Raw genomic sequence first — 2,994 nt, 5'->3', positions numbered from 1 at the left:
GAAAGGAGCCAGCCCGATGACCGCGCATAAACGCATCCGCCCCTTCAACACCAGGCAGACCTATCCGGAACAGAAGCTCGATAACGACCTGTGCCAGGCGGTGGTGGCGAAAGGCACCATGGTGTTCCTGCGCGGCCAGGTGGCGCAGGACCTGGACACGCGGGAATCGCTCCACCCCGGCGATGCCGCGATGCAGACCCGCAAGACCATGGAAAACATCAAGATGCTGATGGAAGAGGCCGGTGGCCATCTCGATCACATCTGCCGCATCGTCGTCTATCTCACCGACATCCGCTACCGCCAGGAGGTCTATCAGGAGATGGGCAAATGGCTCAAAGGCGTGTTTCCGTGCTCGACGGGGCTGGTCATCACCGCGCTTGCCAGGCCTGAATGGATCGTCGAGATCGAGGTGACCGCCGTTATTCCGGATTGAGCAGATGACCTTTTCGATTGCCGGCCGCTGCGCCAGGTCGGGCGCCTTTGGCGTCGCCATCACCACCTCCTCGATCGCGGTGGGGGCCCGCTGCCCGCATGCCAGGGCGAGGGTGGGCGCGGTCGCCACCCAGAACGTGACCGATCCCAATCTCGGCCCCTTGCTGCTGGACCTGATGGAAAAGGGCATGAGCGCCAGCGCCGCGATCAACGCGGTGGTGAAGGACCGGCCGTTCATTGACTACCGGCAACTGACCGCTGTCGATGCGCGGGGCGGGTCGGCCTCATGGTCCGGCCGCAATATTCTCGGTACCCATGGCGTGGCCGAACAGCGTGACTGTGTTGCCGCCGGCAACCTGCTGAAGCACGCGAGCCTGCCCAGGGTGATGACCGATGCCTTCGCCGCCCATGCCGGCGAGCATCTGGCGGAACGCCTGCTGCGGTCGCTCGCGGCCGGGCTCGACTCCGGCGGCGAGGAGGGGCCGGTGCATTCCGCGGCGCTCATCGTCTATCACGAGCAGGCGTTTCCGCTGGTCTCGCTGCGCGTCGACTGGGACGATGAAAACCCGATCCGCGTGCTGCGCCGCCTGTGGCATGACTACAAGCCGCAGATGGGCGCCTATCTGCAGCGCGCCATCGATCCCACCCAGGCGCCGAGCTACGGCGTGCCGGGCGATCCTTGAGGCGCCGGACCCGGCCTGATTCGAACAGTGCCGCTCGGCCGCGGCTGAACCCCCGCGGCGCGGGTCTCGCAAACAGCGGGGTTTACGCCGATGAGAACGTACAGGTGTGTGAGATCGTTTGTATAACCACGAAGACCAGAGTCCCGGGCGCAGCCAGGGCAAACTGACCGGCCAGAATTTTTTCCACACTTGACATCGGTCAAGTCCGAGTGGCGCCGCGCCAACTAGGAACGCTGTTCAACAGGCTTCAGCCCAAGGAATTTCCGCATGCCTTCGCGCCGAAAGCTGCTTGTCGCCGGAGGCACCCTCGCCGCCGCCGGTGCAGCGGCCTACATGCTGACCAGAGGCCCCGGCTACGATGCCGCCACGGCGACGCTCTGGTCGCCGCGCGATGCGGCGACCTTCGACGGTCTCGTTCATTACGCCAGCCTGGCCGCCAACAGCCACAATGCCCAGGCCTGGCGGTTTGCGCCAACCGGCGGCGGCGTTGCGATCCTGCCGGACATGACCCGCGCACTGCCGGTTGCCGATCCCGATCATCACCACCTTTTCGCCTCGCTCGGCTGCGCCGCGGAGAATTTGATGCTGGCGGCCGCCGCGGCCGGGCGGTCATCGGCTCTGGCCTATCGGCCGGAGGAGGGCGGGCGCATTGAGATCGCGCTCGGACAGAATGGCGAGGCCGGCCCGCTGTTTGAAGCGATCCTGGAGCGGCAAAGCACCCGCTCGACCTATGACGGCCGCCCGGTGCCCACGGCCGATCTCGCGGCGCTTGAGGCGGCGGCCCGCGTCGACGGCGCGGAGGCGATGCTGATCACCGACGCGGCAAGCATCGCCCGGGTGCTGGACCTGATCCTCGCCGCCAATGCCGTGCAAGTCGCCGACCCGGCCTTCGCGGCCGAGCTCAAATCCTGGCTACGCTTCAATGCGCGCGCCGCCATCGAGACCGGCGATGGGCTGTACGCGGCTTGCGCCGGCAATCCGCCTCTGCCAAGCTTTCTGGGTGGTTTCATATTCAACCGCTTGTTCACCGTCGCGTCCGAAAATGACCGCTATGCCAAACAGGTGCGTTCGTCGGCGGGGCTGGCGGTCATCCATTCCGCGCAGGACGATCCCCGGCATTGGGTTCAGGCCGGGCGCAGTTGCCAGCGCTTTGCCTTGCAGGCCGCCGCCCTGGGCATCCGGCAGGCGCATGTGAACCAGGCAGTGGAGGTGGTAAGCATAAGGACGCAACTCCAGGCGCTGCTCGGCCTCGGCAATCGCCGCCCGGACATGGTGCTGCGTTTCGGCTATGCGCCACCGATGCCGCGCTCGATGCGGCGACCCGCCGCTGAGGTGATCGTCAGTTAACTTGACAAGGCGTGACTTCCGCCAGACAGAAGCACGCATAAAGGAGACGAACCATGAGATTGAGGAAAGCCGCCCGGGTGGCGCTCGCCGCGGGGTTCACCCTGACGGCCACGATGGCCGCCATGGCCGAGCCAGCGAACCAGCATGTGCCGATGCAGAAAACCATCGGCCAGCCCGCGAATCCCATACCGGTGCCGTCCTTGTTCGTGATCAACGCCGATGGCGCCGCCCTGGCGGACGGCAAGCTCACGCTGGGCGGCGTTTCCGGCAACGTCATCGTGTTCGCCGACCGGCCGGTGCGGGCCGCGGGCCACGAGACAACCGGAGAATTCGTTTCACGCTGGGGTGACGGCAAGGACAGCTTCAAAAGCGATCCTCCGAACGCCACCGTCTCGGTGCTCGGTGGCAGCGACGCCGGGGTGACGGATGCGGTCGTGGTGCTCAGGAACCCAAGGCTCGAAGGCGGCAATCTCACGTTTGACGTCGATCTGCTTGAGGGCGACCTCAAGGGCCTCAAGGGCCAGGCCGCTAT

3 protein-coding genes and 1 pseudogene are annotated in these 2,994 nt (G+C 66.1%); all 4 read left to right on the top strand.

Annotation, left to right across the window (positions count from 1 at the left end; translation table 11 throughout):
• The first annotated feature begins 16 nt into the window (after positions 1-16).
• Complete coding sequence (locus tag ACKOED_RS13530) at positions 17-433, top strand: RidA family protein (protein ID WP_408917126.1); 417 nt, start codon at positions 17-19, stop codon at positions 431-433.
• A 4-nt stretch (positions 434-437) separates the two neighbouring features.
• A complete protein-coding gene (locus tag ACKOED_RS13525; protein WP_408917125.1) occupies positions 438-1,115 on the top strand; it encodes a DUF1028 domain-containing protein in 678 nt (225 codons plus the stop codon).
• A 267-nt stretch (positions 1,116-1,382) separates the two neighbouring features.
• Positions 1,383-2,462, top strand: a complete 1,080-nt coding sequence (locus ACKOED_RS13520) for an Acg family FMN-binding oxidoreductase (RefSeq protein WP_408917124.1) — start codon at positions 1,383-1,385, stop codon at positions 2,460-2,462.
• Positions 2,463-2,515: 53 nt separating this feature from the next.
• Positions 2,516-2,994 (top strand): annotated as a pseudogene (locus ACKOED_RS13515) (hypothetical protein); the annotation flags it as partial.

This window comes from Aestuariivirga sp., assembly GCF_046093005.1.
Classification (GTDB): Bacteria; Pseudomonadota; Alphaproteobacteria; order Rhizobiales; family Aestuariivirgaceae; genus Aestuariivirga.
Note: the sequence above shows the minus strand (reverse complement) of the source record. Positions and strands in the feature narration are given on the sequence as shown.